Consider the following 22,890-nt stretch of genomic DNA (forward strand, 5'->3'; position numbering starts at 1 on the left):
AAAAAACCTCGGCGTTAAGCGAGGTATGCACAGGCGGCGAACAGCGGATAGCCTGACATACCTCCATGTTAAGAAGATATACCAGGCGTCATCAGCCCATCAGCGTGGGCGGTTGGGGAAGGTGGAACGCCATCACCTTAACCCTTAGTTTGCGCCAGTTTGCCAGCGAGATCAACGCTTGCAAAAAAAGCCCCGCGTTGCGGGGCCGTGTGACAGTTATTCGTTAATCAAACTCAGCATACCGTTATCCCGGCCTTTATGCCGGTTCCAGGATGCCGACATCAATCCGTTCTCATCCAGGGCAACAGAAATAACGTATTTTGAATTGGTGATTTCATAGAAATTACTATTCACCCGTTTAATTTTAGCTGGCTTATCGGCAATCATGGCTTTGGTATAACCATTTCCAATTGAAACCACGAAAAACTGATTAATGCCGTCCTGCCCTTTAAGCTTAATCGCATGAAGGCGGTCGGATACACCCGGTGCCGCAGCTGAGTGGGTCTCCTGCGGAGTGTTTTGCTGAGACTGTGCCAGCGCACAACTGGCGGTTAAAGACGCGACGACGGCCAGCGTTATTAGCTTTTTCATTACCAGACACCTTATTAAGGACAAAACCAGGTATGGGTTAAATAAAGGAGTGCACTCCAGAAACCCAACAGGAAAACAGAAATATAAAGCACGGCGGAAAGAAAAATGTATTTAGTCATGGTTTTTAAAAACCAATGCCAACCCCTGCGCCCATTGCAAAATCGTTATTGGTTGAATCGCTTATACCGGCTTTAACCGTCGCCACTCCGGCATGGAAGGATGCACCTACGCTCATCGCTTGTTCATCTTTAAACGAGCCGACACCCGCGGAGAACATAACGGTTTGGCCCGCTTCAACCTGAGGCATAGAAGCTATAGCTACCGCGCTTGCCGCACCGCTACGGGCCTCTTTCTTATTGCTGTCGACCTCGTCGTGCAGGGATTTAAACTGCGCGTTATTGCTGGCCTGCTGCTGGCTAAAGAAGGACTTCGCGTCTTTCAGATCCTGAGCCACGCTTGCCGCCTGACCTGAGGTGGTGGTAATGGCCTGGCTATTCTTCGCAACTTTAGCCTGTGTCGCGGCGTCTAGCTGGGTGACGGTGGTGGTAACGCCGTCTTTACCATTAATTCCGTCTTTGCCATCAGAACCGTTAGCCCCTGCGATACCCTGAGCGCCCTGGGCTCCCGTCGTCCCATCTTTACCGTCTATGCCATCTTTTCCATCGTTACCATTAACGCCAGCTATACCTTGCACACCGGTCGCTCCCGTTGCCCCCGTGTCCCCTTTATCACCCTTGAACGTACCATTAGCGGCTTGCTGGTTAATATTATCTATCTCAGTCTGCAACGCATTATCGCCATCTACGCGATCCTGGGATTCTTTAACGACTTCACCCCTTACATTATTCAAATCCAGCTTAGTTGCTGAATTGGTCTGTAATGACACAACATCATTGGCTATCAACCCCAAATCAACGTCGGCACCGTCAGGTGCTGTGATCATCACGTTGTTATTCCAGGAGGTCACGGGGTTAGGAACAGCTGGAGCTGCTCCAGCGGTAGCCACAGACCCAGCCATCACAACAGCAAAGACAGATACAGCCACAGCGGTTTTAATACTATTCATTTACAAGCTCTCATCATTAACTAAAAGTGGATTCGCTATCCTGGTGGTGAAAGATTTAACTTATTGTTAATTCTAATTAATTTTATTATTGAGTCTGCGCAATTTTCGTTTAATTGCTTTTTTCGTAACTCGAAGCAACCATCCCGGAAGGTGAGGGTAAAAATATTGATCTAAGTCACATTAAGCATTATTAGCTAAAATTATTAGCGATGATAACGGAGGGTATTAATTATTTATTAAATCGCGTAAATAAAGTGTTATATGTGATTTTATTAACTAGTAAGTGGCCATAATTAAAGGTGTAATTATCTAATTAATGGTTTTATCTATAGAAGATTTAAATAAGTGCATGAGATTCTTTTTTTTATCAATTAATCGGGCTTTAACGTGGTTTTTTTATCATTTATGCTGATAAACCCAGGAAACTCCTTGCGTTGGTTCCCTGGACCCGGCTACACTATTTACCGCAATGAATTAAATATAACTATTTGATTTTGCACTAAATGACTCGGGGTGCCCTTCCTTGTGAAGGCTGAGAAATACCCGTACCACCTGATCTGGATAATGCCAGCGTAGGGAAGTCAGTGGCCTGCCAGGTCATCGCTTCTTAACGGCCTGGCGGGAGTGCTTATGCAACCTGACCTGCTTTCCCCAGGGCAACTCGCCCACACTATCGACCACCTGAAATCCCGCTCTCCGCTGGTGCACTGCATGACCAATGACGTGGTGCAAACTTTTACCGCCAACGTGCTGCTGGCGCTGGGGGCTTCTCCGGCGATGGTCATTGACCCTTCTGAAGCTACCGAATTCGCGGCAGTCGCTGATGCGCTGTTGATTAACGTCGGTACGCTCACCGAAAAACGTGCGCGTGCCATGCGTGCCGCGGTAGATAGTGCGGTGGCCGCCGAAAAACCCTGGACGCTGGATCCGGTGGCGGTAGGCGGCTTAACGTTGCGCACCCGCTTCTGCCAGCAGTTGCTGACGCTCCACCCGGCGGTTATTCGCGGGAATGCTTCTGAAATACTCGCTCTGGCGCAGGAAAGCCGTGGCGGTCGCGGTGTGGACTCCACCGAACAGGCGCAGGCGGCGCTACCGGCGGCGCAACGGCTGGCCGCAGAGACCGGTGCGATCGTCGTGGTTACGGGAGAGGTCGATTTCGTTACCGACGGTCAGCGCACGCTGGCGGTTGCCGGTGGATCGTTGCTCATGACCCGGGTCGTTGGTACCGGCTGTGCGCTGTCGGCGGTCGTGGCGGCTTGTACGGCGCTGCCGGGCAATCGTCTGGAAAACGTCGCCGCTGCCTGCATGATAATGAAACGCGCCGGGGAGCGCGCAACCCGACAGGGGCAGGGGCCAGGCAGCTTTGTGCCGGCGTTCCTTGATGCGCTGTATACCCTGGAGGTGCGGGCATGAAGCGGATTAACGCACTTACCATTGCTGGCACCGACCCAAGCGGCGGTGCGGGGATTCAGGCGGATTTAAAAACCTTTTCAGCGCTGGGCGCTTACGGCTGCTCGGTGATTACCGCGCTGGTGGCACAAAACACGCGCGGCGTACAGTCGGTGTATCGTATCGAACCCGATTTTGTTGCCGCCCAGCTTGATTCCGTGTTCAGCGACGTGCGCATCGATACCACCAAAATCGGTATGCTGGCAGAGACGGATATTGTTGAAGCCGTCGCGGAGCGTCTGCAGCGTTATGCCATTCAGAACGTGGTGCTGGATACCGTGATGCTGGCGAAAAGTGGCGATCCGCTGCTATCGCCGTCGGCGGTAGAGAGCCTGCGCCAGCATCTGTTGCCGCAGGTGTCTCTTATCACCCCGAACCTGCCGGAGGCCGCGGCGCTGCTGGATGCGCCTCATGCCCAAAACGAGCGGGAAATGCTGGAGCAGGGGCGGGCGCTGCGGGCGCTCGGCTGCGAGGCGGTGCTGATGAAGGGCGGCCACCTCGACGATGCCGAAAGCCCGGACTGGTTGTTTACCGCTCTGGGGGAATATCGCTTTACCGCCCCGCGCGTAGTGACCAAAAACACCCACGGCACCGGCTGCACGCTGTCGGCGGCGCTGGCGGCGCTGCGTCCGCGCCACTCCAGCTGGCAGGAAACGGTGCCGGAAGCCAAAGCCTGGCTGTCAAAAGCGCTGGCGCAGGCGGATTCACTCGAGGTTGGCCACGGTATTGGCCCGGTGCATCACTTTCACGCGTGGTGGTAAATCGCGCAGGCTATCCTGATGCAACCGGCAGGGTTATGCGTATATACTGGCTGTAGCCCCCAGCCAGGAAAAGATCCGATGGAACAAGCGCATACCCGACTTATCGAGCAGTTGAATGAGCGAATCGCCGCAGGAGACAACATGCCGCTGTACCTCAAGTTTGCGGAAACGGTGAAAAACGCCGTGCGCAGCGGCTGGCTTGAGCATGGCAATATCCTGCCGGGCGAGCGCGACCTCAGTCAGCTTACCGGGGTATCGCGTATCACCGTGCGCAAGGCGATGCAGACGCTGGAAGAAGAGGGCGTGGTAACCCGGGCGCGGGGTTATGGTACGCAGATTAACAATATCTTTGAGTATTCGCTGAAAGAGGCGCGAGGGTTCTCCCAGCAGGTGGTACTGCGGGGCAAAAAGCCGGATACCCTGTGGGTCAACAAGCGTATCGTGGAGTGCCCGGAAGAGGTGGCAACGGCGCTGTCGCTCACGCCGCGCAGCGAGGTCTTTTTACTCAAACGTATTCGTTATGTGGATGAAGACGCGGTGTCGATAGAAGAGTCTTACGTGCCAGTGCCGCTGATTGCCGACGCCGACGCTATCGGCATTTCTCTGTACGACTATTTCCGCAGCCAGAATATCTTCCCCCAGCGCACCCGCTCGCGGGTCAGCGCCCGGATGCCGGACGCTGAGTTTCAGTCGCACATTCAGATGGATGACCGCATCCCGGTGCTGGTGATTAAACAGGTGGCGCTGGATCAGCTCCAGCGACCGATTGAATACAGCATCAGCTACTGCCGAAGCGACCTATACGTTTTTGTTGCGAGGAGTAGTTCCTCGCGGGTGGGGGCACAGTCGCCACCGCGATGCCCGACCACCCAGGACGCCACCGCGTTGCCCAACGTTACCGCCTCAGCAAGCGACCAGCCCGCCGCCAGCCCGGCAAGCATGCCGCCGGCATGGCTGTCGCCCGCACCAATGGTATCGACGACCGTGGTCGGGAAGGGGGCCGCAAGCCCCGACTCGTTCTCGCTGAAATACCAGGCACCGTCTTTGTCCTGACGCACAATCACCGGTGCGCCAAAGCGCGCCAGCCATTGCTCGCCAAATCCCGGCATCGAATCAGGAAGCGCCCAGCGTTCGGCAATCAGCTCCGCCTCCTGGCGATTGAGCGACACCACCGGACGGCAGGCCATGATCCGCTGCATTAGCGGCTCAGGAATATCGGCAATGCGCGGGCCGAAGTCGATAAGCGCGGTTGCCCCGGTGGCGTTCTCCAGCCAGTTGACCAGCAGTTCCCCGCAGGGAGCCGCGAGCTGGTAGCCGGAGAGCGAGACCAGCGTATGGTCCTCCAGCGGCAGTCGCGCCAGCCACTCCTCGCTCCAGGCATTCTCCACGCCGCTGAACGACATAAAGGTACGCTCACCGTCGGGCTCGACCAGCGCCAGGCACCAGCCGTTATCGCCAGAGGCGTTGTCGATAAGGCTGGTGACGCCCTCCCGTGCGAGGTTATTACGCACAATCTCCGCCCATACGCCCTGGCCGAGCGGCAGCGCGTTATGAGCGCTTATGCCAAGACGCTTCAGCGCCACGGCGATGTTCAGCGCGCAGCCGCCGATGTTCACGCTCTGCTGCTTAAGCTCGATATCGCAGCCGCGCCACGGCAGAGCGTAGGCGTCGGCGATCACGTCGATAACGGCAGCGCCTATTACCGTCACCGGGCGCTGCTGTTGCAGGTTCAGCAATCGTTCATACAGCTGCGCGTTTGTCATCGTGCCTCCCGCTGTTGACGATAGCCCAGGAGTTCACGGCCGTAGCGGGTGAAATCAAGCTGATTCACCGTATCCAGCTCCGCTTTCAGGGTTGGATCGATAGCGTCGATACCGTGCAGCGCGCCGCAGATGGCGGTAGCCATCGCACCGATAGTGTCGGTATCACCGCCCAGGTTGGCGCACAGTATCGCGCAACGGTTCGGGTCGGTCTGCGCCAGTTCAACCATCGCAATCGCGCAGGGCACGGACTCAATGGTGCTGGTACCGGCCCCCACCAGTTGGTAAAGCTGCTCGCTGGCGGACTCAACGCCGTTGGCCTCGCGCACGGTTTTTAGCGCCAGTTCAAGGCGCGCCGCCAGCGACGCGCTGAAGGTGGTAGTGCGTTTCTCCTGCGCGTGGCGGGCGATGGCTGGCAGCGAGTCCACAATGTTTGACCAGCTGTTGCCGTCAATAGCCAGCGAAATAGCCCATGCCACCACCACCGCACCGGCAACCGCCAGATCCGACTTATGCGTTGGGCTGGAGGCGAGGGCAATATCATCGATAAACGCATCGAGGTGTACGGCAGGCAGCATACAGCCCAGCGGTGATACGCGCATGGCCGCGCCGTTGGTGACGCCGTTATTCTCAAGCGAGCTTACCGGTTTGCCATCGCGAATGGCGTTGAGCGCAATCTTCGACGTCGGCCCGAGGACGTTCTTGTTAAATGCGTCGAATTCGCTTGCCCAGCGCAGAATATGGCGACCAATCACCTCCGGATCGATAACGCCGTGACATTCGAGCAGCGCATCAGCAAGGCACAGCGCCATTGACGTATCGTCGGTAAACTCGGCCTGGTTAAAATAGCAGGCGGCGTTGTTTTCAGCGGGACCCGGCAGAAAGCGGTCTATCCAGCCAAAGTGAGCTTTCACCCGGCTGCGCGGCCACAGTTCTGATGGCATGCCCATCGCATCACCTAACGCCTGACCGTACAGCGCCCCGAGAATACGCGCATATTTCATTTCACTTCCCCTTGTGTTAACCCAATATCGCCTTCGGTATCGCTCACCTTGATGGCGGTGATCTCTTTGTCCGACTCACGGAAGAACAGCATAAACAGGACGGCAATCACCGCGATCATCACCGCGCCAAAGGTCCACATTCCCGCCCAGTTGAAGGTCAGCCCGTTGACCGGCGTTTTGTATGCGAACATTTTCTCCATCATCACCCCGCCGAGGCGGTAGCCGAGCAGGCTGCCGAAGCCCTGACAGCAGAGGGTTATCAACCCCTGTGCGGCGTTACGCATGGAGACCGGTGCTTTTTTATCCACATAGATATACGCGGTAACGTAGTAGAAATCGTAGCTTACGCCGTGCAGCAGAATACCGAGGAACAGCAGGGCGTAGGTAAAGTACTGTTCAGCACCGCCGAAGACGAAGAAGCCGTAGCGGATGGCCGCAGTGATAAGACCAAGTAATAATACCTTTTTAATACCAAAACGCTTAGTGAAGAACGGCAATGCCAGCATGAAGAAGATTTCGGAGAACTGCCCGAGGGTCATCCAGCCGGTGGCGTTTTTCATCCCCACTTCCGTCAGGTAGCCGTTGGCGAAGATGTAGTAAAAGGCCAGCGGCATCGCGAACAGAAACGAGCAGAAGAAAAAGACGAGAAAGTTTTTGTCGCGCAGCAGAATCAGCGCATCGAGCCCCAGCATTACCTTCAGGCTGAGCTTACCGGTGCTTCTTGGCGGCGTGTCAGGCAGGAAGAAGGCGAACACGCCGAGCAGCGCAGAGCTACCCGCGGTAATCAGCAGCGGAATGCTGGTGGGAGAGATATCGGCATAGCCCAGCATCTCTGGCAAAAATCCGCATACCAGCCCCGAGCCGATCCAGCCGATAGTGCCCATTACGCGGATGCGAGGGAAATCTCGCTCCACGTCATCAACGTTTGAGAACGCGATGCTGTTGGTGAGCGCAATGGTCGGCATATAGGTCAGCGAGTAGGCCAGCAGGAGCGGGAAGAAGCCAGCAAACGTTGTTTGTTGGGCGGCGAAATACATCAGCACCGCTCCGGCAAACATCAGTACGCCGAGCACTTTCTGCGCCGGGAAGAAGCGGTCCGTCAGTGAACCAATGAGGATCGGCGAGACGATCGCGGCAATGGCGGTACAGGCATAAGACCAGCCGATCTCACCGGCGCTGAAGCCGTTTTTACTCAACCACAGCCACAGCGGCACAAACCAGGCGCCCCAGATAAACCACTCAACAAACATCATGAACGACAGCTTTACTGTAGTTTTCATCGATAAATCCTTCATGACAGGTAAGGTACGCCTTTACGATACCAATGAATAATACCTTTTAAATACCTTTGTGGTGGTTATTTGATCGCCGTAACACTTTATCGTACGTGAATCGTGCCAGCAGATTGCCCCGAAAAGCGCACGTTTAGGCTGGAAAAACCTGGCTGAGAGTACCAGGCTTATCTCTGCTCGCCAGTCAGCGAGCCAGGACAATCCACTTCCGACACCCGTCGGAACTTACGGGAGTTAGCTATGACTGATATTGCGCAATTGCTGGGCAAAGACGCCGACAGCCTGTTACAGCATCGTTGTATGACCATCCCGGCCGACCAGCTCTACCTTCCCGGCCATGACTTCGTAGACCGCGTGATGATGGACAATAACCGTCCGCCAGCCGTACTGCGAAATATGCAGACCTTGTATAACACCGGGCGTCTGGCAGGAACGGGTTACTTGTCGATTTTACCCGTAGACCAGGGCGTGGAGCATTCCGCCGGGGCATCGTTTGCCGCCAACCCGCTCTATTTTGATCCTAAGAATATTGTAGAGCTGGCGATTGAAGCTGGCTGCAACTGTGTGGCTTCTACCTATGGTGTGCTGGCGTCGGTATCCCGCCGTTACGCGCACCGCATTCCTTTCCTGGTGAAGCTTAACCATAACGAAACCCTGAGCTACCCGACCCAGTACGACCAGACCCTGTATGCCAGCGTCGAGCAGGCATTTAACATGGGCGCGGTCGCCGTGGGCGCCACCATTTACTTTGGTTCTGAGGAGTCCCGTCGCCAGATTGAAGAGATCTCCGCGGCGTTTGAACGTGCGCACGAGCTTGGTCTGGTGACCGTGCTGTGGGCCTACCTGCGCAACCCGGCGTTCAAAAAAGATGGCGTTGACTACCATGCTTCTGCCGACCTGACCGGTCAGGCAAACCACCTGGCGGCCACCATTGGTGCAGATATCGTGAAGCAGAAAATGGCCGAGAACAACGGCGGCTATAAAGCGGTGAATTTTGGCTACACTGATGACCGTGTTTACAGCAAGCTGACCACCGATAACCCAATCGATCTGGTGCGTTACCAACTGGCAAACTGCTATATGGGCCGTGCTGGATTAATTAATTCTGGTGGTGCGGCTGGCGGTGAAACAGACCTCAACGATGCGGTACGTACGGCGGTAATTAATAAACGTGCCGGCGGCATGGGGCTTATTCTGGGGCGTAAAGCCTTCAAGAAAACCATGGCCGATGGCGTGAAATTAATTAATGCCGTGCAGGATGTCTACCTTGATACTAAAGTGACTATTGCCTGAACCAGGTTCTCCCTCTCCAGCCGGAGAGGGAGAACCCCTTCCGTTGTGCAAAATCTCATTTTTACCCGATAATTAATATTAAATAAGTTTTTTCTTCGTAGGTTAATACTCCATCTTAACATTAATAATCCAACATTTATCGTGATTATTAACACGCTGAGTGCCATAAAATCCATGTAATAACAGATGGTTGCCGAATTTTTTGTTAAGTCTTATTTCTTATTTAAGAACTCACCTCAGGCGATTTGAGAAAACAAACGTTTTCATTCGTAAGAATTTTCTTAAACTACCTTCAATCATAGGGCTATTCCTGTGATTCATTAAACTTTGTCTGAACCCATCAAACGCGTTTAACAGATTAATAATCCGCAATCTGCGGGTGGGGTGTATTTAAAAAACGCATCAGGATGGGCAGGCTTTTTATTCTATAAAGGATGTAAGAATGAACGTAAATAATATCATAAAGACCCGTGTTTTTGCTTTTGCAACACTGCCGTTATTATTTAGCAGCGTAGCAATTGCGGATTCTGCAAATACCATCACCTTCAAAGGCGAAGTCACAGAGCAAACCTGTGAAGTTTCCGTTAACGGGGTAAATGCGCGCCCGGTCGTGCTGCTGCCAACCGTATCGAAAAGTGAACTGTCTCAGCCAGGTTCGTTTGCGGGTCTTACCACCTTCACCCTCGGCGTTACCGGCTGTACCGCTTCCGCCAGCGCCCTGGATATTAAAACCATCTTTGTTGCCAACAATATGACCGCGCTGGGCAACCTGGCGAACACCGGTACCGCTACAGACGTTGAGCTGCAGCTGATGACCGACGGTACCGGCACTACGCCAATCGATCTGCGTAACGCCACGGGTATTGCGGGTATCAGCGTACCGGCAGGCAGCACCTCTGGCGAGCATGACTACGGCGTGCGTTACTTCAGCGCGGCGGGCGGTGCTGGTGCTGGTACGGTCGTGGGTTCCGTGCAGTACGCCGTTTCTTACCTGTAAGCGAGTCGAACGATGAAAGGGATAGCCAGTGCCCTGGCAGGGATGCTGCTGTGCTTTAGCTCACAGGCAAGCGTAGTGATGACCGGTAGTCGGGTGATTTATCCGGTAGGGGCGGCAGAAGTGAACGTGCAGCTCACCAACCGTGATGATTTCCCGGCCGTGGTCCAGGTCTGGCTGGACGCGGGCGATGAGCATTCAACACCGCAAACCGCCCGCGCCCCTTTTATCACCACGCCACCGGTCTTCCGGCTGGCGGCGAAGGCGGGCCAGACCGTTCGCCTGCGCTACACCGGCGGTCAAATGCCTGCCGACCGGGAATCGCTGTGGTGGCTGAACTTTATTCAGATCCCGCCTGTCCAGGCTCAGGAGCGGGAAACTAACCAGCTGCTGGTGATGCTGCGCAGCCGGGTGAAGGTGCTGTACCGCCCGGCGGGGCTGAGCGGCTCGCCGCTGAAAATGGCGCAAACCAGCCGCGTGTGGCTGGCGAATGGCAAACTGAATTTACGTAACGACAGTGGTTATTACCTGGCGATGTCGGTGTTGACGGTGAAGGGGGGTGGGCGACAGCAGGTGGTTCGCTCACAGACGATTGCCCCGTGGTCCAGCGTGTCGTGGGCCGCGACAATCCCTTCCGCGGACGCTATCCAGATGAGCTGGATCAACGATCAGGGTGCGGAGATGACCGCGCGCGTAACAGCAGGGGCACCGGACCATGCGGCGCGTTAAGCGCTTCGGCTGGTGCCTGCTGCCGCTTGCCGGACACGCGTGGTCAGAAGAGTACACCTTCGACGAGACGCTGTTGCTGGGGAGCGGCTACGAGCGAGGGCTGGCGCAGTTCAATCAGGCCGATACGATCCCGCCGGGCCGATACAGCGTTGACCTGTGGCTGAACGGTCAGTTGATGGGGCGCGAAGAGGTAACGTTTAGCCGTAACGCGGCGGGTAAAACCGAACCCTGTCTGCCGCTGACATTCTGGGAAGCACAGGGTGTGCAGGCCAGCGAACCCGCGCAGGCGGAGTGTCTGACCCCTGCACAGCGCGTCAACGGCGGTAGCTGGCAGTTTGAGCAGGCGACGCTGCGGCTGGATATCAGCGTGCCGCAGGCGGCCATGAAGCGCAATCCGCGGGATTATGTCCCCCCGGCCTTATGGCAAAGCGGGGAGAACGTACTGTTCAGTAACTACAACACCCATTATTACCATAACACCAACGCCGGACGTGAAAGCGATTACGCCTGGCTTGGGCTGAACAGCGGTTTTAACCTCGGGGCCTGGCAGTTTCGTCAACAGTCATCGGCCAACTGGCGGCGGGACGACACGCGGGAAACGCACCGCTGGGACGCCCTACAAACCTGGATGCAGCGCCCCATAGCGCCGCTTGAAAGCATGCTGACAGCAGGAGAGAGCTACACACCAGGGAATCTTCTTGGCAGCATGGCGTTTACCGGTATCAAACTTGAGACCGACCAGCGTATGTGGCCGCAGTCGCGGCGGGGCTATGCGCCGGAAATTCGCGGCACGGCCACCACGCCTTCACGGGTGGTGGTGAAGCAGAACGGTCGTACTTTGTACGAAACCAGCGTGTCGCAGGGACCTTTTGTGCTCGACGATCTGCCGAACACGGCCTGGGACGGCGATTTGCAGGTGCTGATTATCGGGGCCGACGGTAAGCAAAGTGGTTTTACGGTACCGTTCGCCAGCGTGCCGTTATCGCTGCGCCCCGGCGTCTGGCGCTATGGCGCGGTGGTGGGGAAGACCCGCGACTACGGCGCTGAAGATAGTTATTTCTCTGATTTTACGCTGGAGCGCGGTATCGCCAACGCCCTGACGGCGAACGGCGGACTGCGCATCGGTGCCGATTACCAGGCTGCGCTGGTGGGTGGCGTGCTGGCAACCCGCCTCGGGGCGTTTGGCATGGACGTCACTGCGTCCCATGCGCAGGTAAACGGTGACACGCTCAACGGCTGGCGCCTGCAGACCAACTGGAGCAAAAGCTTTAGCCCGACGGGCACTAACGTGACGCTGGCAGGATATCGCTATTCCACCGAGGGCTATCGCGACTACGGCGATGTGCTCGGGGAGCGCCTGGCGGCCCGCACCGGCGAAGACTGGCTCTCCGACACGCTGCGTCAGCGCAACCAGTTTACCGTCACCCTGAACCAGACCATGGGCGACTACGGCAACCTGTGGCTGTCGGGATCGATGATGGATTACTACGGCAACCGAGGGCGCACGACCCAGCTGCAGGCGGGTTACAACACCAACATCGGGCGTACCAGCATTGGGCTGGCGCTGAGCCGACAAAACACCCGCTGGCGCTATGGCGACGACAACGGTACGGATTCGCAGGTGCAAAAAGAGAATATTGCCACGCTGACCCTCTCGGTACCACTGAGCTTCGGCGAGCGGGAGCATACGCTGTCGTTCTCCGCAAGCCAGGCGAAGCAGTCCGGCGCCAGCAGCCAGGTGGCGCTGGCGGGCGCACTCGATAAAGAAGAAACCCTGAACTACGCGCTCTCCAGCGGCTGGCAGCAGGGGCAGGACGGCAGCCGCGATCGTACCGACTGGAGCGGCACGCTACAGAAATCAACCGCCTACGGCAGCCTGAGCGGCAGCTATGCCCAGGCGCAGCAGTACCGCCAGTGGACCGCCGGCATGCGCGGCGCAGTCGTCGCTCATCGTCACGGTATCGTGCTGGGGCCTTGGGTCGGCGATACCTTCGCGCTGGTGGAGGCACCGGGCGCGACCGGCGCCCGGGTAAGCAGCGGACAGGGAGCCCGGATCAACGAACAGGGTTACGCGCTGGTACCGTCGCTGACGCCATATCGCTATAACACTATCGCGCTGGACGGCAGCGAGATGGACGGACACGCCGAGCTGCAGGAGAGCCAGCGGCGGGTGGTACCGATGGCCGGGGCAGCGGTGAAGCTCTCTTTTGCCACGCTTTCCGGTTATCCGCTGCTGGTGACTCTCAAAGGCAACGATGCGTTTGCGCCGGGTGAAGTGGTGAAGGATGACCGCGGCAACGTAGTCGGCATGACCGGGCAGGGAAACCAGTTGTATGCCCGGGTCGCGGCGCAGAGCGGCGCGCTGCAGGTGAACGACTGCCGGTTGCCGTATTCGATTGATGATGAACAACGGCAGGCACCGCTGATTGCACTGACGCTTGCCTGCCAGCAGGAAGGGAAAAAATGAAACTCGCAGGATTACTGTTGTTCATTCCGCTTGCCGGACAGGCGGCGTGCGAATACATCATTTACCCGTGGCAGTCCGGAAGCAACTCGGCGATCGGTAGCCACCGGTTAAGTTCCGATACCGACGGTATCGCCAACAACTGGCGTACCGGCGGTGGTAACGACGGCTGGAACGGGCTGTTACCGGGGATCAGTAAATCCATCGACCTGACCAGCAACCAGAACTTCCAGCCGGCAGGGACAATCCTCACCTCGTCGGGCGGGATCCCGTTCACGACTTTCGCTCACAAAGGCGGGGGCTACGATCCGGAGCAGGTCTTCTTCCGCTGTACGCCGGATACCGCAGGCCAGCTCTTTGAGGCGTTCTCCACTAACGGTGATGACGCGCACGCGGGCTGGTATGAGGCGAACGACGTGCCGGGGGCGTACCTGACCAAAATAAAGAACATCGCTCTTAGACTGACCAACGACGTGACTGGCAGCTATTTTACCGACAGCTGGCAGCAGCGCCCGCTGGAGAACCTCGATACCGATAAAGACGGCAATTTCCTGATCAAAGCGAAGAACTTCTCTACCATCAGCGTCGAGCTGATTAAAACGCTGGATATCCGCTACTACGGGGTCGATGCCCCGGCAAACTACAACTCGTTTATCAACCCGAACGCCTACATGGTGTTTCGCGGACCGGGTATATCCTCGTGGGATATCAAAGTCGGGCAACCGCACCGGGGGGGGAACTGGGCCGGGTGGGCCAGCGACTGGCCGTCGGTGATAAGCCTTTACAGCAACAACATTGCGGTCAAACGCGCGGCGATGTGCCAGGTGACGGATTTCACCCCGCTGGTGCAGTTTCCGCCGATTAGCGCCGCTCAGCTGCGCCAGGGTGAATACGCTACCGCGCCGTTCCAGATTGGTTTCGCCTGCGAATCAAATGTCATTTCCGGCGTGGCAACCAATAAGAGCAACGTGGCGATGGGGTTACTGGCCCCGGACAGCAGCATTGCCAGCGCCCTGCGCTTTGGCCTGACCAGCGGCAGTGCGGTGAGCTGGCTGCTGGATGAAAACTACGGCGCGACCGGTAAAGCGCGCGGTGTGGGGGTACGGGTCTACCGCGACGGTACGGCGATTAACTTCCTGACGACGACGGTGGCGGGTACCGGTACAGCCGGGGGCTGGATGCCGGTGCTGGGAAACAGCACCCAAAACACCGGCTCCCAGAACGGGGTTAACTATTACAACGAAACCTTTGAAGCCAGACTCGCAAGCTTTGGCGGCGAGGATGTCACCGCGGGGAGCTACCAGTCGCATGCGCAAATTCTTTTACGTATTCAGTAGCCTGTTATGGCTGGTTACCCACGCAGATGCGGCGGTGAATCTGAATACCACCCGCGTAGTGTTCAACGCCGGGGCGACTCAGCGCAGCGTCACGCTCAGCAACGACGGTGACTACCCGGTGGTGGTGCAAAGCTGGGTGGATGATGGTAATCCGGAGAATACCCCCTCGCAGGCCAGCGCACCGTTTGTGGTGCTGCCGCCGGTGATGAAGCTGATGCCCGGTCAGCAGCGAGAGATCCGCGTGATGACGACCGGGCAGGGGTTGCCGCAGGATCGTGAGTCGCTCTACTGGCTTAATGTCTACCAGATCCCCGCGCTGCCGGTGTCGGCGACGGCGGGAGAGAAGGTCCGACTGGTGCTACGAAACCAGCTCAAGGTGCTGTGGCGGCCAAAAGCGGTAGGGCGTCTTACGGAAAAATCCATCAATCAACTAACTTTCATTCGAAAGTCTGGTGTGATTTATGCTAAAAACGACAGTATGTGGAATATCACACTGGCAGAGGCTTCGTGTGGGGCCTTTTCTTCCGGTGGAATGGTTGTGCCACCCTGGGCAGAACGCCCACTTTCGGCCTTAGTGACTGCAGTTTCCGGATGTAATACGATAAACTTCACCGTGATAAACGATGACGGAAATCGTTGGGGATTTCGTGCTGAGGTAAATTAATGACGAAAAAGACATTTTCGTTTTAATTTTGCATATCCAAAATCAGGGAGCAAGATGGAAATAGTATTTCTGCTGGGGGGACGTGTTTTCTTCTGGCCTGAACGTAATTTTTTAGTTTTAGCCAGCGACCAAAGCAAGCGGATTTCGCTAAGTAATCCGGCAAGTCGCTGTTTGTCTTTGTTAATTCAGGCACATGGTACGGTCGTTGAGCGGGATTATTTCTTCCAGCAGGTGTGGCTGAATAACGGTGCGCAAGTCAGTAACAACACCTTTTATCAGAATATTTCGCTGTTACGCCGGGCATTTAAAGATTTGGGTCTCAATGAAGAGTGGATAGTCACTATCCCAAAGGTCGGGATTAAGCTCGACGCGGCGCTCGAGGTGAGTGCACAGGAGATGGCGATACACCCGGAGGCGGAATCAGTCCCCGAGACGCCAGAGCCTGCACCAGCTACCACTTTGGTACGACAAAACGACCGCCGACGGCAGCATCTGGCTTGGGCCATTGGGGCTTTTTTACTGTGCCTGCTGGCGGGAAGCCTGACGTGGATATCCGAATTTGATACCCGCCTGCTTAGCTATATTCCGCTGGAAAGCCAACAGGAATGTCATTTTTTTGCTAATGCGGACGCGCTTGATTTTGAAAAACATCAGTATTTTGTCGATAACACGCGTTTCGAATGTCGTCTCTATCCGTGGGTATATTTGACGATGTATCCCAACTTTGCGCGAATATCAGCACTGACCTGTCGCCAGCAGTATAGCCGCTGGCATGAGAATCAATGTGTGACGCATTATTATTTTCGGGAAGAGAAGAATGTCGGTGTTTAATATCAAATGGCTGGGGCTGACCGTCATCGCCGTTATTATCACGGTGGTTGTAGTAAATGTTATTCAGGCATGGCAAAGCACCCATTTTGACTGCAGCGGCGATATGCTGGCGCATTATTCGGATGGCAAAGGCGATGTGACAATACGCTATATCTTCAGCGGCGATCGTGGAGTGGCGATTTTGCGGGGTGAAGTGGTGCCGGATAACGGCGCGAGGGTGCCGGTCAATCAGAACGTCTGGTTCTCATTTACCCGCAAAGGTAGCGACTATTTCTTGCGCTCGGAAAACGTCTCAGCCAGCACCGGTACTGACAAGATTAACCCGGTGCTGCTAAAGGCGCTGCCGGAGTTTTACCTGCTGGCGAACGAACCGTTTTATCTTAGTATCTCCCGGCTGGACAGCCGCAGCTGGCAATTTTATACCAGCCGCGCGCCCTCGGTATTCTGTCAGCGTTAACGCAGCAGCGGGCAGTCCGGCGGCAGCCGGCAGCGTATCGCGCCAGGCAGCACCTCAATATGAAACTCGCGTCCGCACAGCGGCTCACCGTCGAGATTAAAGGTGATGTCGTGTGGTGCGGTGATACTGAAGCGGGTGGAGGCGTGCTCGATAATATTGCTGTTATCCTCCGCGCGTGAAAGGGCGCCCAGCAGAGCAGGGAGCAGCTCCTCGCCGGTAAAAATGCGCAGGTTCAGCAGTCCGTCGTTGATAAATGCCTCGGGGCAGAGCTGCTGGCCGCCGCCCGCCTGTCGTCCGTTGCCGATACCAATGACCAGCGCATCCCCCTGCCAGTGAAAGTCTTCACCACGAATTTCGCAGCGGTCGGGTTTCAGGGTATCCATGCGCATCAGGCCGTGAATGAGATACGACACGCCGCCGAGCGCGGCTTTCAGTTTCTCCGGCGTTTCGGTGGTGATGCGGGTACCAAAACCCCCCGTCGCCATGTTGATAAAGCAGGTTTCATTATTCACCCGGGCGATATCGACGGCGATGGCGTTACCGGCGATGGCAAGCTTGAGCGCGTTGGCAAGGTCGTCCGGGATCCCTACGCTTGTCGCAAAGTCGTTCGCCGTACCCAGCGGCAGGATGCCCAGCGCCGGAATGTCTTCCCCCCGGCAGGCAATCAGCGCGGTCGCCACTTCGTTAATCGTACCGTCGCCGCCGCCTGCGACCACCGTCGCCACGCCCAGCTCTCGCGCCTCTGCCACATAGCGCTCCGCATCGCCTTTCTCCCACGTTACGCGCACGTGCACCGTCGCGCCGCCTTCACGCAGCGTCGTTACCGCGTCGCGCAGCAACGGTTCACCGGCGCCTTTCCCGTTAAGGATCAATAAACTGGCTGGAAATGTCGTCATCCGTTTCGCCTCTTTTTTAACCTGCTTTCAAGTGTACCGCAGGATAGCGTAAGCGGGATAGGAACGGGCTGATTTGTGATGGGAGTGGGGTAGTGACAAAAAATAAGCCCGCGTAAGGGAGATTACACGGGCCAAGGAGGTGGTTCCTGGTACAACTAGCATTTATGGGTTATGTTTTTCAGCGCAGTGATAATACCCTTATTGAACGAAGCGGTATGTGATCCGATTCTAAGAATCTTCCGAACAGAAAAAATAACCCAAATGAACTATTTACTGTGCGGGTTACGGGTCGACTCACCGGTAAAATTGCGCATCAGCAGTGCATAATCCAGGTTCATCTCTTCCGGAACAGGCAACCATACGGTGTAGCCATCGCCTGGGGCTACCGGCATTGCTTCGCCTTTGGCATTTTCCATATGCTCGAGGGTGAAGTTAACGTTGCCCTGCGGGGTCATCAGCTCGAAGTTATCCCCTACGCAGAACTTGTTTTTCACCGCGACGGCCGCGAGGTGGCCTTTGCGCTCGCCGGTAAACTCACCGACAAACTGCTGGCGTTCGGAAACGGAGTAGCCGTATTCATAGTTCTGGTAATCATCGTGGGTGTGACGACGCAGGAAGCCTTCGGTGTAGCCACGGTGCGCGAGGTTTTCCAGGGTTTCCAGCAGGGTAGTGTCGAACGGTTTGCCAGCGGCAGCGTCGTCAATGGCCTTGCGGTACACCTGGGCGGTACGGGCGCAGTAGTAATGCGATTTGGTACGGCCTTCGATTTTCAGCGAGTGCACGCCCATCTGGGTCAGACGCTCAACGTGGGCGATGGCACGCAGATCTTTCGAGTTCATAATGTAGGTGCCGTGCTCGTCTTCAAAGGCGGTCATATACTCGCCCGGACGTTTGGCTTCTTCAATCATGAACACGCTGTCGGTAGGGGCACCGAGGCCGAGGGTTGGTTCGATGTTCTGCACCGGAATGGGCTCGTGCTTATGCACGATGTTGCCGACGTCGTCCTCTTTACCTTCCTGCACGTTATATTCCCAACGACAGGCGTTGGTGCAGGTGCCCTGGTTCGGGTCGCGCTTGTTGATGTAGCCCGAAAGCAGGCAGCGGCCAGAGTAAGCCATGCACAGCGCGCCGTGAACGAAGATCTCAATCTCCATTTCCGGTACCTGACGGCGGATCTCTTCAATCTCTTCCAGCGACAGTTCGCGGGAGAGGATCACGCGGGTCAGCCCCATCTGCTGCCAGAATTTCACCGTCGCCCAGTTCACGGCGTTGGCCTGAACGGAGAGGTGAATATCCATCTGTGGGAAGTGCTCGCGCACCAGCATAATCAGGCCCGGATCGGACATAATCAGCGCATCGGGACCCATTTCCACAACCGGCTGCAGATCGCGGATAAACGTTTTCAGCTTGGCGTTGTGCGGCGCAATGTTAACGACCACGTAGAATTTTTTACCGAGCGCGTGGGCTTCGTTGATCCCAAGCTGCAGGTTCTCGTGGTTGAATTCGTTATTACGCACGCGCAGAGAGTAACGCGGCTGGCCCGCGTACACGGCATCGGCGCCATAGGCGAAAGCGTAACGCATATTTTTCAGCGTTCCCGCCGGGGAAAGGAGTTCCGGTTTAAACATGATGTTCTCGTTCTGATGACAGGTCAGACAGCCTCACGGTGTGAGGCCGTAGGGAGAGTTCCCATACTTTAAGGGCGGGAATTGTAGCGCCGCAGGCGGGGAGAGTAAACCTTTGCGCGTATTGTGCCGGATAGCGCGTTACGCCATCCGGCAGGCGTCAGCCTCCCAGCGGTAGCCAACGCCGTATACCGCGCGAATAAACGACTGCTCGGCGTCCTGCGCCTCAAGCTTACGGCGCAGGTTCTTGATGTGGCTGTCGATGGTGCGGTCGGTCACCACGCGGTAGTCATCATAAAGATTATTCAGCAACTGCTCGCGGGAGAACACTTTGCCAGGTTCGCTGGAGAGGGTTTTCAACAGGCGGAACTCTGCGGGAGTGAGATCCAGCAGTTTGTTGTGCCAGGTTGCCTGGAAGCGGCTTTCATCGACGATGAGCGGACTCTCGGCGTCCATGGTTTGCAGTTCACGCTTCGGCTTACAGCGGCGCAGAATCGTTTTCACCCGGGCGACCACTTCGCGCGGGCTGTAGGGCTTGCAGATATAGTCATCCGCGCCAATTTCCAGCCCCAGCAGACGGTCAATTTCTTCGATTTTGGCAGTAACCATAACGATCGGCACTTCGGAGAAACGGCGAATCTCCCGACATAGCGTCAGGCCGTCGGTGCCGGGCAGCATCAGATCGAGCAGAATGAGGTCCGGCGGCGTCTGGCGAACGTAAGACAACACCTTATCGCCATGGCTAATCAGCGTTGGGGCGTAGTTCCCGGCCTGCAGGTAGTCAATCAACAACTGACCCAGCTTCGGTTCATCTTCCACGATAAGAATACGTGGCGCATTTTCATCTATCGGTAAAACCGTCATACGTCTCTCGGTAAATCTCTGTCCAGCGGTAACTCTACTGTAATGCTAACCCCGCCAAAAGGCGAATGGCTGGCGTGCAGCGTGCCACCGTGGGCCGCGACAATATTGACGCAAATAGCCAGCCCAAGGCCCGAGCCGCCGCTGGCGCGGTTGCGCGAACCTTCGGTGCGATAAAAGCGCTCGCACAGCCGCTCCAGCTGTTCATCGGTGACGCCGGGCGTGCTGTCGGCAAATTCGAGCTTCACGGTCTGACCGTGTTCGCGACCGCTGATCACCAGCTTGCCGCCGCTGTCGGTATAGCGCAGGCTGTTTTCCAGCAGGTTGTTGAAAAGCTGCATCAGGCGGTCGCGATCGCCGAAGACGTCGATGCGCTCCGGGAGCGAGAAAGCGATGGTCAGCCCACGGCTGGCAAAACGCTCGCGGAAGGCCCCGGCCGCCATCTCCAGCAGCGTAACCACGTCGACGGAGGATTTCTGATAGGCAAGCGCCCCTTCGTCGGACATCGATAGCTGATGCAGGTCGTCGACGAGTTTGGTCAGCGTACCAACTTCCGCCTGCAGCGAAGCCACAGACTCCGGGGTGAATTTCCGCACACCGTCCTGAATGGCCTCAAGCTCGCCGCGCAGCACCGCCAGCGGGGTACGCAGCTCGTGCGAAATGTCCGCCATGAAGTCGCGGCGCATCTGCTGGTTGCGCTCAAGGGTAGTGGCCAGCTGGTTAAAGTCCTGCGCCAGTTTGCCCAGCTCATCGCCACCGGTGGCGGTCACCCGGGTGGAGAAATCGCCTGCCGCCAGACGGTGGATCCCTTCCACCAGCCGTTTCACCGGTGCCAGCAGACCGCGTGCCAGCGGGAAGGTGGCCAGTGCGGCGAGCAGCGTCGCCAGCGCGACAATCAGCCAGCTGGTGCGCTTCTGCTGGCGGTCGAAGTTGATGTCGGTGTTGCGCGTCAGGCGTTCAACCGGTGAAGCAACCACCGAGCCCACCTGTACGCCGTTGACGATTATCTCGCGTCGTTTCCCATCCGGTGGGACGGGCGAGCGTGGGCCGACCATGACGCGTCCTGCCTGGTCGACCACCCAGAACTGAGTACGCCAGCCGTGTGGCGGCATGCCGGGCCCGGGTTTGTCGTCGCCAGAGTCGTGCTCCAGCGAGCGCAGAACCTGAAACACGAAGCGGTCGTTATTGCGTAAGAAACGCCAGTTGCCGTGCTGGGCATACTGCTCGCCGAGCGCTTCGCTCAGAAGCTGCAGGCGCTGCTCGTTGCCGCGCTTAATGTAGTCGATAAAACCGCGTTCAAAACTTAAACGTACCGCCCAGTGCATTGAAATCAGCAGCACAATACAGGTGGCGAGGATGGCAAGAAACAGTTTACCGGTGATCCCGGGGCGCCAGAATTTCACGATTCACTCCTTTTACGTCGGGCTATCACCACGTTTTTGCTCACATCGTCAGGCACTCGGGCAAAAATGAGTGCCGGAAGCGCAATAATCAACGCCATGCTGAGATAGGTATAAATAAAGATCTGGTGGCTGGCACCGCTGTCGGCGGCAATATGCTGCTGACCATAAAGGCCGAGCAGCAGCCCGGCTACGGTCACGCCAATACTCATCGCCAGCTGCATAATCATCGACAGCAGGCTGTTACCGCTGCTGGCGAGGTCATCGGGCAGATCTTTCAGCGTCAGGGTATTCATTGAGGAGAAACGGCTGGAGTTAATCATCCCCTGCAGGAACAGCACCACCGGCAGTAGCCAGAACCAGCCCATTAGCGCCACGGCCATAAACAGCAGGCTGATGAGCGCAAGCCCAAGCGTTGAAGCCACCAGAACCCGGCGATAGCCGAAGTGGTTCACCACCTGCACCACGATACGCTTCATGCCCATACTGCCGAGCACCATCGGGATCATCATCAGCCCGGCATGAAACGGCGAAAATCCCATCCCAATCTGCAAAAACACCGGCGTCATAAACGGCAGCATCCCGCTGCCGATGCGCCCGGCAAAGCTGCCCGCAAGGCCAAGTGAGAAGGTGCGGTTGCCAAAGAGCTTCAGGCTGAACAGCGCGCTGTCGTTGTCGCGGGCGTGCCACAGATACAGCAGAACCGATGCCGCGCCAATGACCACCAGTCCGGCAAGCAGTAAGGGCGTGATGCCAAGCCCCCGCTGCCCGTCCAGCGCCAGCGTTAACGTTGCCATCCCGAGCGCCAGCAGCACAAAGCCCCAGATGTCAAAGCGGCGGGTTTGCAGTGTGTAGTTCGGCATCAGCCACAGCGTGGCGATGCCGCCGATAACCCCCACCGGGAGGTTAATCAGGAAGATCCAGTGCCAGGAGGCATATTCGACCAGCAGACCGCCGAGCGCCGGGCCGAGCAGCGGCCCCACCTGGCCGGGCAGGGTCACGAACGTCATCGCCGCCATATACTGATCGCGCGGGACGATTTTCATCACCGTCAGCCGTCCAACCGGCACCATCATCGCGCCACCCACCCCCTGCAGAACGCGGGCCATGATCAGCTCATTGAGCGTATTGGCCTGGGCGCAAAACAGCGAGCCAAGGGTGAACAGCACAATGGCGGTAAAGAAGATATTGCGCACGCCAACCCTGTCCGCCAGCCAGCCGCTGGCGGGCAGCATGACGGCGACCGTCAGAACATAAGAGACGACCACCATATGCATATGCAGCGGGCTTTCCCCAAGGCTTTTCGCCATCGAGGGGAGGGCAGTGTTCACGATAGTGGTGTCCAGCGACTGCATAAAGAAGCCGAACGCCACAATCCATAGCTGCCAGCGCACGCTGCGCGGAAGGTTAACCATA

The 22,890-nt window shown here is 56.9% G+C and carries 20 protein-coding genes, 1 pseudogene and 2 riboswitches; of the genes and pseudogenes, 11 read left to right on the plus strand and 10 right to left on the minus strand.

Annotated features, from left to right (window positions below):
• Positions 1-75: 75 nt before the first annotated feature.
• Positions 76-146: riboswitch (Fluoride riboswitch) on the minus strand.
• A gap of 70 nt (positions 147-216) precedes the next feature.
• Positions 217-591 (minus strand): hypothetical protein, encoded by a 375-nt coding sequence (locus tag GYRE_RS23255; protein ID WP_051860969.1) that lies wholly within the window; start codon positions 589-591, stop codon positions 217-219.
• Between the two features lie 124 nt (positions 592-715).
• Entirely contained in the window at positions 716-1,534 is an 819-nt protein-coding gene (locus GYRE_RS23260) for a YadA-like family protein (protein ID WP_245939537.1), read from the minus strand.
• Between the two features lie 622 nt (positions 1,535-2,156).
• Positions 2,157-2,253, plus strand: a riboswitch (TPP riboswitch).
• A gap of 34 nt (positions 2,254-2,287) precedes the next feature.
• On the opposite strand from GYRE_RS23260, the gene thiM reads away from it, so the two are divergent.
• From thiM to GYRE_RS23890, 3 genes and pseudogenes are all read left to right on the plus strand, one after another.
• Positions 2,288-3,070, plus strand: a complete 783-nt coding sequence (gene thiM, locus GYRE_RS15505) for a hydroxyethylthiazole kinase (RefSeq protein ID WP_038256445.1) — start codon at positions 2,288-2,290, stop codon at positions 3,068-3,070.
• On the plus strand, positions 3,067-3,867 hold the full coding sequence (gene thiD / locus GYRE_RS15510; RefSeq protein ID WP_006820802.1) for a bifunctional hydroxymethylpyrimidine kinase/phosphomethylpyrimidine kinase: 801 nt from the start codon (positions 3,067-3,069) through the stop codon (positions 3,865-3,867). Before thiM ends, thiD begins: the two co-directional genes overlap by 4 nt.
• A gap of 78 nt (positions 3,868-3,945) precedes the next feature.
• Positions 3,946-4,680 (plus strand): annotated as a pseudogene (locus GYRE_RS23890) (GntR family transcriptional regulator); the annotation flags it as partial.
• Here the strand turns inward: GYRE_RS23890 and GYRE_RS15515 are convergent.
• From GYRE_RS15515 to GYRE_RS15525, 3 genes are read right to left on the minus strand one after another with little or no spacing between them, the layout of a single operon-like run.
• Positions 4,650-5,630: a PfkB family carbohydrate kinase gene (locus GYRE_RS15515; protein WP_038256447.1), complete on the minus strand. Its 981-nt coding sequence runs from the start codon at positions 5,628-5,630 to the stop codon at positions 4,650-4,652. The pseudogene GYRE_RS23890 and the gene GYRE_RS15515 sit on opposite strands and share 31 nt — an antisense overlap.
• Complete coding sequence (locus GYRE_RS15520; protein WP_038256449.1) at positions 5,627-6,631, minus strand: ADP-ribosylglycohydrolase family protein; 1,005 nt, start codon at positions 6,629-6,631, stop codon at positions 5,627-5,629. Before GYRE_RS15520 ends, GYRE_RS15515 begins: the two co-directional genes overlap by 4 nt.
• Positions 6,628-7,911: a nucleoside permease gene (locus GYRE_RS15525; RefSeq protein ID WP_038256452.1), complete on the minus strand. Its 1,284-nt coding sequence runs from the start codon at positions 7,909-7,911 to the stop codon at positions 6,628-6,630. The genes GYRE_RS15520 and GYRE_RS15525 overlap by 4 nt, the downstream gene beginning before the upstream one ends.
• Positions 7,912-8,163: 252 nt before the next feature.
• Between GYRE_RS15525 and fbaB the strand changes: the two genes are divergently transcribed.
• The 8 genes from fbaB (at position 8,164) to GYRE_RS15565 (ending at position 16,692) form a co-directional block, all read left to right on the plus strand.
• Positions 8,164-9,216 carry a class I fructose-bisphosphate aldolase gene (gene fbaB / locus GYRE_RS15530; RefSeq protein WP_006820796.1) on the plus strand — a complete coding sequence of 351 codons (1,053 nt, stop codon included), beginning with the start codon at positions 8,164-8,166 and terminating at the stop codon, positions 9,214-9,216.
• A gap of 442 nt (positions 9,217-9,658) precedes the next feature.
• Positions 9,659-10,213: a fimbrial protein gene (locus GYRE_RS15535; RefSeq protein ID WP_006820793.1), complete on the plus strand. Its 555-nt coding sequence runs from the start codon at positions 9,659-9,661 to the stop codon at positions 10,211-10,213.
• Positions 10,214-10,225: 12 nt separating this feature from the next.
• Complete coding sequence (locus tag GYRE_RS15540; protein WP_006820792.1) at positions 10,226-10,939, plus strand: fimbrial biogenesis chaperone; 714 nt, start codon at positions 10,226-10,228, stop codon at positions 10,937-10,939.
• On the plus strand, positions 10,926-13,406 hold the full coding sequence (locus tag GYRE_RS15545; RefSeq protein ID WP_038256454.1) for a fimbria/pilus outer membrane usher protein: 2,481 nt from the start codon (positions 10,926-10,928) through the stop codon (positions 13,404-13,406). The genes GYRE_RS15540 and GYRE_RS15545 overlap by 14 nt, the downstream gene beginning before the upstream one ends.
• Entirely contained in the window at positions 13,403-14,740 is a 1,338-nt protein-coding gene (locus GYRE_RS15550) for a fimbrial protein (RefSeq protein WP_038256456.1), read from the plus strand. Before GYRE_RS15545 ends, GYRE_RS15550 begins: the two co-directional genes overlap by 4 nt.
• Complete coding sequence (locus tag GYRE_RS15555) at positions 14,712-15,404, plus strand: fimbrial biogenesis chaperone (RefSeq protein WP_006820789.1); 693 nt, start codon at positions 14,712-14,714, stop codon at positions 15,402-15,404. The genes GYRE_RS15550 and GYRE_RS15555 overlap by 29 nt, the downstream gene beginning before the upstream one ends.
• 54 nt (positions 15,405-15,458) lie before the next feature.
• On the plus strand, positions 15,459-16,235 hold the full coding sequence (locus GYRE_RS15560) for a winged helix-turn-helix domain-containing protein (RefSeq protein WP_038256457.1): 777 nt from the start codon (positions 15,459-15,461) through the stop codon (positions 16,233-16,235).
• Positions 16,222-16,692, plus strand: a complete 471-nt coding sequence (locus GYRE_RS15565; RefSeq protein ID WP_038256459.1) for a hypothetical protein — start codon at positions 16,222-16,224, stop codon at positions 16,690-16,692. Before GYRE_RS15560 ends, GYRE_RS15565 begins: the two co-directional genes overlap by 14 nt.
• Here GYRE_RS15565 and yegS read toward each other — a convergent pair.
• The 5 genes from yegS to mdtD all read right to left on the minus strand — a co-directional run bounded on the left by yegS (position 16,689) and on the right by mdtD (position 22,889).
• Positions 16,689-17,588, minus strand: coding sequence for a lipid kinase YegS (gene yegS / locus GYRE_RS15570; RefSeq protein WP_006820786.1), 900 nt, complete (start codon positions 17,586-17,588; stop codon positions 16,689-16,691). The two genes, GYRE_RS15565 and yegS, sit on opposite strands and share 4 nt — an antisense overlap.
• Positions 17,589-17,854: 266 nt before the next feature.
• Positions 17,855-19,216, minus strand: coding sequence for a prephenate-dependent tRNA uridine(34) hydroxylase TrhP (gene trhP / locus GYRE_RS15575; RefSeq protein WP_006820785.1), 1,362 nt, complete (start codon positions 19,214-19,216; stop codon positions 17,855-17,857).
• 138 nt (positions 19,217-19,354) lie between these two features.
• On the minus strand, positions 19,355-20,077 hold the full coding sequence (gene baeR / locus GYRE_RS15580; protein ID WP_006820784.1) for an envelope stress response regulator BaeR: 723 nt from the start codon (positions 20,075-20,077) through the stop codon (positions 19,355-19,357).
• On the minus strand, positions 20,074-21,477 hold the full coding sequence (gene baeS, locus GYRE_RS15585; protein ID WP_006820783.1) for an envelope stress sensor histidine kinase BaeS: 1,404 nt from the start codon (positions 21,475-21,477) through the stop codon (positions 20,074-20,076). Before baeS ends, baeR begins: the two co-directional genes overlap by 4 nt.
• Positions 21,474-22,889 (minus strand): MFS transporter, encoded by a 1,416-nt coding sequence (gene mdtD, locus GYRE_RS15590; protein ID WP_038256461.1) that lies wholly within the window; start codon positions 22,887-22,889, stop codon positions 21,474-21,476. Before mdtD ends, baeS begins: the two co-directional genes overlap by 4 nt.
• Between the last annotated feature and the right edge of the window lies 1 nt (position 22,890).

This window comes from Yokenella regensburgei ATCC 49455 (assembly GCF_000735455.1).
Classification (GTDB): Bacteria; Pseudomonadota; Gammaproteobacteria; order Enterobacterales; family Enterobacteriaceae; genus Yokenella; species Yokenella regensburgei.

What these genes read in the sequence shown, in the direction of transcription:
- trhP (WP_006820785.1), bottom strand. Translation starts at nt 19,216, where the DNA reads ATGTTTAAACCGGAACTCCTTTCCCCGGCGGGAACGCTGAAAAATATG.
- GYRE_RS15555 (WP_006820789.1), top strand. Translation starts at nt 14,712, where the DNA reads ATGCGCAAATTCTTTTACGTATTCAGTAGCCTGTTATGGCTGGTTACC.
- GYRE_RS15565 (WP_038256459.1), top strand. Translation starts at nt 16,222, where the DNA reads ATGTCGGTGTTTAATATCAAATGGCTGGGGCTGACCGTCATCGCCGTT.
- GYRE_RS23260 (WP_245939537.1), bottom strand. Translation starts at nt 1,534, where the DNA reads ATGATCACAGCACCTGACGGTGCCGACGTTGATTTGGGGTTGATAGCC.
- GYRE_RS15545 (WP_038256454.1), top strand. Translation starts at nt 10,926, where the DNA reads ATGCGGCGCGTTAAGCGCTTCGGCTGGTGCCTGCTGCCGCTTGCCGGA.
- baeR (WP_006820784.1), bottom strand. Translation starts at nt 20,077, where the DNA reads ATGACGGTTTTACCGATAGATGAAAATGCGCCACGTATTCTTATCGTG.
- mdtD (WP_038256461.1), bottom strand. Translation starts at nt 22,889, where the DNA reads ATGGTTAACCTTCCGCGCAGCGTGCGCTGGCAGCTATGGATTGTGGCG.
- thiD (WP_006820802.1), top strand. Translation starts at nt 3,067, where the DNA reads ATGAAGCGGATTAACGCACTTACCATTGCTGGCACCGACCCAAGCGGC.
- GYRE_RS15560 (WP_038256457.1), top strand. Translation starts at nt 15,459, where the DNA reads ATGGAAATAGTATTTCTGCTGGGGGGACGTGTTTTCTTCTGGCCTGAA.
- GYRE_RS23255 (WP_051860969.1), bottom strand. Translation starts at nt 591, where the DNA reads ATGAAAAAGCTAATAACGCTGGCCGTCGTCGCGTCTTTAACCGCCAGT.
- yegS (WP_006820786.1), bottom strand. Translation starts at nt 17,588, where the DNA reads ATGACGACATTTCCAGCCAGTTTATTGATCCTTAACGGGAAAGGCGCC.
- GYRE_RS15550 (WP_038256456.1), top strand. Translation starts at nt 13,403, where the DNA reads ATGAAACTCGCAGGATTACTGTTGTTCATTCCGCTTGCCGGACAGGCG.
- GYRE_RS15525 (WP_038256452.1), bottom strand. Translation starts at nt 7,911, where the DNA reads ATGAAAACTACAGTAAAGCTGTCGTTCATGATGTTTGTTGAGTGGTTT.
- thiM (WP_038256445.1), top strand. Translation starts at nt 2,288, where the DNA reads ATGCAACCTGACCTGCTTTCCCCAGGGCAACTCGCCCACACTATCGAC.
- fbaB (WP_006820796.1), top strand. Translation starts at nt 8,164, where the DNA reads ATGACTGATATTGCGCAATTGCTGGGCAAAGACGCCGACAGCCTGTTA.
- GYRE_RS15535 (WP_006820793.1), top strand. Translation starts at nt 9,659, where the DNA reads ATGAACGTAAATAATATCATAAAGACCCGTGTTTTTGCTTTTGCAACA.
- GYRE_RS15540 (WP_006820792.1), top strand. Translation starts at nt 10,226, where the DNA reads ATGAAAGGGATAGCCAGTGCCCTGGCAGGGATGCTGCTGTGCTTTAGC.
- GYRE_RS15515 (WP_038256447.1), bottom strand. Translation starts at nt 5,630, where the DNA reads ATGACAAACGCGCAGCTGTATGAACGATTGCTGAACCTGCAACAGCAG.
- GYRE_RS15520 (WP_038256449.1), bottom strand. Translation starts at nt 6,631, where the DNA reads ATGAAATATGCGCGTATTCTCGGGGCGCTGTACGGTCAGGCGTTAGGT.